Source organism: Mycobacterium sp., from assembly GCF_051006775.1.
Lineage (GTDB): Bacteria > Actinomycetota > Actinomycetes > Mycobacteriales > Mycobacteriaceae > Mycobacterium.
Window position 1 is genome coordinate 1 of record NZ_JBPCSX010000217.1, and the last position, 3,496, is coordinate 3,496.

The window sequence follows — 3,496 nt, forward strand, 5'->3', positions numbered from 1 at the left end:
AGCAAGCATGTGCCGTCCTGTGGATGAACGCCGGACTGTGGATACGCTCACATCATGCGAGTCGGGGTGCTGGGCGCCAAAGGCAAGGTCGGAATGGCGATGTGCGCTGCCGTGCGCGATGCCAAGGACCTCGAACTGGGCGCTGAGGTCGACGCCGGCGACCCGCTGAGCCTCTTCGCTGACAGCGGCACCGAGGTCGTCATTGACTTCACCCATCCCGACGTAGTCATGGACAACCTGAAGTTCCTCATCGACAACGGGATTCATGCCGTGGTCGGCACAACCGGTTTCACTGACGAACGACTCGACCGGGTGCGTGAGTGGCTGGCCACAAGTCCCGGGACCGGTGTGCTGATCGCCCCGAACTTCGCCATCGGCGCGGTGCTGTCGATGTACTTCGCGCAGAAGGCGGCGCCGTACTTCGAGTCCGCGGAAGTGATCGAGTTGCACCACCCGCAGAAGGCCGACGCGCCGTCGGGTACCGCGACCCGCACCGCCAAGCTCATCGCCGAGGCGCGAAAAGGTCTGCCGCCCAACCCCGATGCCACCAGCACCGGACTACCCGGCGCGCGCGGCGCCGACGTCGACGGCATCCCTGTGCACTCGGTGCGAGTCACCGGTTTGGTGGCGCACCAGGAGGTGTTGTTCGGCACCATGGGGGAGACGTTGACCATTCGTCACGACAGCCTCGACCGCACCTCATTCGTGCCCGGAGTTCTGCTCGCGGTCCGCCAGATCGCGAAGCGCCCCGGTCTGACGATCGGTCTCGAACCACTGCTCGAGCTGTGAAGCTGCGCGTCCAGTTCGTCATCGCGTTCCTGTGCGTCGCGCTGTTCATCTACTTCGCCATGCTGGCCCGCACTGCCGTTGTCCTGATCCGTACCGGCACGGTTGAGTCGATCGCCCTTGGGGTCGGTGTGCTCGCCCTGCCGGTTGTCGGTGTCTGGGTCGTGCTGGCGACCCTGCGCGCCGGGTTCGCCCATCAGCGGCTGGCCCGGATGGCTGCTGAGGACGGAATGGACCTCGCCGTCGAGAATCTGCCCACGATGCCGTCGGGCCGTATCGAGCGCGACGCCGCAGACGCCCTATTCGCCACCGTGCGAACCGAACTCGAGGCCGACCCGGACAACTGGCGGCGCTGGTACCGACTGGCTCGCGCGTACGACTACGCCGGCGATCGCCGCCGGGCACGGGAGACGATGCGAAAGGCCGTGGCACTGGAGGCGGGTTCGCGGTGAAGCGCCTGCTGGTCGTTCATCACACACCCTCGCCGGTTACCCGGGAACTTCTCGAGGCAGTCCTCGCCGGCGCTCGGGACCCCGAGATCAGCGGAGTCGAGGTCATCGTGCGCCCGGCGCTTGCCGCCACCGTCACCGAGATGCTCGACGCCGACGGCTATCTGTTCGGAACCCCGGCCAACTTCGGGTACATGTCCGGGGCGCTCAAGTACTTCTTCGACACGGTGTACTACCCGGTTCTGGACTACGTCGCGGGCCGGCCCTACGGTTTGTGGGTGCACGGCAACAACGACACCGCCGGCGCTGCGTCCTCGGTGGAGAGGATCCTCACCGGTCTCGGGCTGAGCAGGGCGGCTGAGATCCTGGAGGTGACGGGCCCGATCGACACGGTAGTGCGGAAAAGGGCCTACGAGTTGGGCGGCGCCTTAGCCGCCACGGTGATGTAAGTGAGGCGCTGTGTCAAGACTCGGTGATATCGCACTGGGGGCGGCGCCGATCGCCGGGGGCGCAATGCTGGGATCCCTGATCGGGACGTTCAAGGGGCCGGACCTCCGTGCGGCGATCCAAGCCGATATCGAACTGCTCAAGAGCATCCCGGAGGAGAACGTCGAACTTCGGGCCGAATTGCAGCGCACCATCGATCTGCGCATCCACGAATTGGTCGAGGTTCTCGACCGCAATCGGGAACTTCGCATGAAAGCCGGCGACTACAGGGGCAATTGGCGCGACGGCGTTCTGCTGCTCTGCTCGCTGTTGTTCACGGCGGTGTGGTGGAACGTCCCGCATACGCGGAGCAACTGGCTGATCACCTTCATCATCTTGGTGTTTGTGTCCGTTGTGATCGGCCTCTACGCAGCCCGCGGCATCATCGCCGCACTCCGGAGAATGTTCAAACGCTCCTGACCTTTTCTACCCCAAGTGAGTGCCGAAGAACTCTTCCATTGCGCGCCAGTGCCTTTCGGCGGATGACTCGTCGTACGGCCCGTTATCGGTGACGGCGAATCCGTGCTCGGCCGGGTACCACTCCAGAATGTGTTCCACGCCTGCATCGGTCAGCGCCTGTTCCAGTCGTTGCTCATCCTCGACGGTGTAGGACGCATCGTTCTCGGCGCCGCCGACGTACACCGCGGCCCCGATCTCCTCGGCCAACAAATGCGGGCTGCCCGGATCGTCGGCGGCCAGCCCGCCGCCGTGGAATGACATCGCCGCCGCTACCCGTTCGGGCACCCGGCCGGCCACGATCAGCGACGTCCGGCCGCCCATGCAGTAGCCGGTCGTGCCGAACCGCTGCCCACGTACCTCGGGCCTGGAGGCCAGATAGTCGAAGAAGGCCCGTGCGTCGGTCTCCATGACCTCCGGGGTGATGGCCCTCATCATGCCGAACAACCGGTTCCGTTCCGCCTCGTCGGCGAACACCTCCTTCATGGTGAACGGCGCCCACTGACCGCTGCGGTAGTACACGTCGGGCAGCAGGACCACGTAGCCGAGTGCGGCCAGTCGGGCCGCCATCTCGCGCAGGGCGGTCCGCACACCGCCGGCGTCGGGGTACATCACGACCGCAGGCCACGGTCCCAGCCCGTCCGGCGTGCAGAGGGTCACCGGGCAGGTCCCGTCCGGTGTGGTGATCGAGTCGGTGATGGTCGGCATGGCTTCGTTTCTACTCCAGCGGGCCGCACGTAAGCTGATCGGCGTGGCTATCCCGACCCCGTATGAGGACCTGCTGCGCCGGGTGCTCGATCAGGGTACACCGAAATCCGACCGCACCGGCACAGGTACCCGCAGCCTGTTCGGTCAGCAGCTGCGCTACGACCTCTCGGCCGGCTTCCCGCTGCTCACCACCAAGAAGGTGCATCTGAAGTCGGTGGTGTACGAGCTGCTGTGGTTCCTGCGTGGCGACTCAAATGTCGAGTGGCTGCAGCAGCACGGTGTCACCATCTGGGATGAATGGGCCAGCGAGACAGGCGATCTCGGACCGGTCTACGGCGTGCAGTGGCGGTCGTGGCCGACCCCGACGGGGGAACATATCGACCAGATCAGCGCCGCCTTGGATCTGCTGCGCACCGACCCGGACTCGCGGCGCATCATCGTCTCGGCGTGGAACGTCGCCGATATTCCGCGGATGGCTCTGGCGCCGTGTCACGCGTTCTTCCAGTTCTACGTGGCCGGCGGCAAGCTGAGCTGCCAGCTCTACCAGCGCAGTGCCGACATGTTCCTGGGAGTGCCGTTCAACATCGCGAGCTATGCGCTGCTCACCCACA

6 protein-coding genes are annotated in these 3,496 nt (G+C 65.6%); 5 read left to right on the plus strand and 1 reads right to left on the minus strand.

From position 1 onward, the window contains the following. Positions 1-54: 54 nt before the first annotated feature. Genes dapB through ACR2JI_RS15620 form a run of 4 tightly spaced genes read left to right on the plus strand, consistent with a single transcriptional unit; the run spans position 55 to position 2,141 of the window. Complete coding sequence (gene dapB / locus ACR2JI_RS15605; RefSeq protein WP_526391568.1) at positions 55-789, plus strand: 4-hydroxy-tetrahydrodipicolinate reductase; 735 nt, start codon at positions 55-57, stop codon at positions 787-789. Then, positions 786-1,238 carry a tetratricopeptide repeat protein gene (locus ACR2JI_RS15610; protein WP_526391570.1) on the plus strand — a complete coding sequence of 151 codons (453 nt, stop codon included), beginning with the start codon at positions 786-788 and terminating at the stop codon, positions 1,236-1,238. The genes dapB and ACR2JI_RS15610 overlap by 4 nt, the downstream gene beginning before the upstream one ends. After that, a complete protein-coding gene (locus ACR2JI_RS15615) occupies positions 1,235-1,684 on the plus strand; it encodes a flavodoxin family protein (RefSeq protein WP_526391572.1) in 450 nt (149 codons plus the stop codon). The genes ACR2JI_RS15610 and ACR2JI_RS15615 overlap by 4 nt, the downstream gene beginning before the upstream one ends. A 10-nt stretch (positions 1,685-1,694) precedes the next feature. After that, positions 1,695-2,141 (plus strand): hypothetical protein, encoded by a 447-nt coding sequence (locus ACR2JI_RS15620; protein WP_526391574.1) that lies wholly within the window; start codon positions 1,695-1,697, stop codon positions 2,139-2,141. A gap of 6 nt (positions 2,142-2,147) precedes the next feature. Here ACR2JI_RS15620 and ACR2JI_RS15625 read toward each other — a convergent pair whose 3' ends face one another. Next, positions 2,148-2,885, minus strand: coding sequence for a dienelactone hydrolase family protein (locus ACR2JI_RS15625; RefSeq protein ID WP_526391576.1), 738 nt, complete (start codon positions 2,883-2,885; stop codon positions 2,148-2,150). Between the two features lie 43 nt (positions 2,886-2,928). Between ACR2JI_RS15625 and ACR2JI_RS15630 the strand changes: the two genes are divergently transcribed. Next, positions 2,929-3,496 (plus strand): thymidylate synthase (locus ACR2JI_RS15630; protein ID WP_526391578.1); only part of this gene is annotated, 568 nt, incomplete at its 3' end.

Bases quoted from the DNA above. Each gene is read 5' to 3' on its own strand.
- dapB (WP_526391568.1), top strand. From the start codon at position 55: ATGCGAGTCGGGGTGCTGGGCGCCAAAGGCAAGGTCGGAATGGCGATG.
- ACR2JI_RS15625 (WP_526391576.1), bottom strand. From the start codon at position 2,885: ATGCCGACCATCACCGACTCGATCACCACACCGGACGGGACCTGCCCG.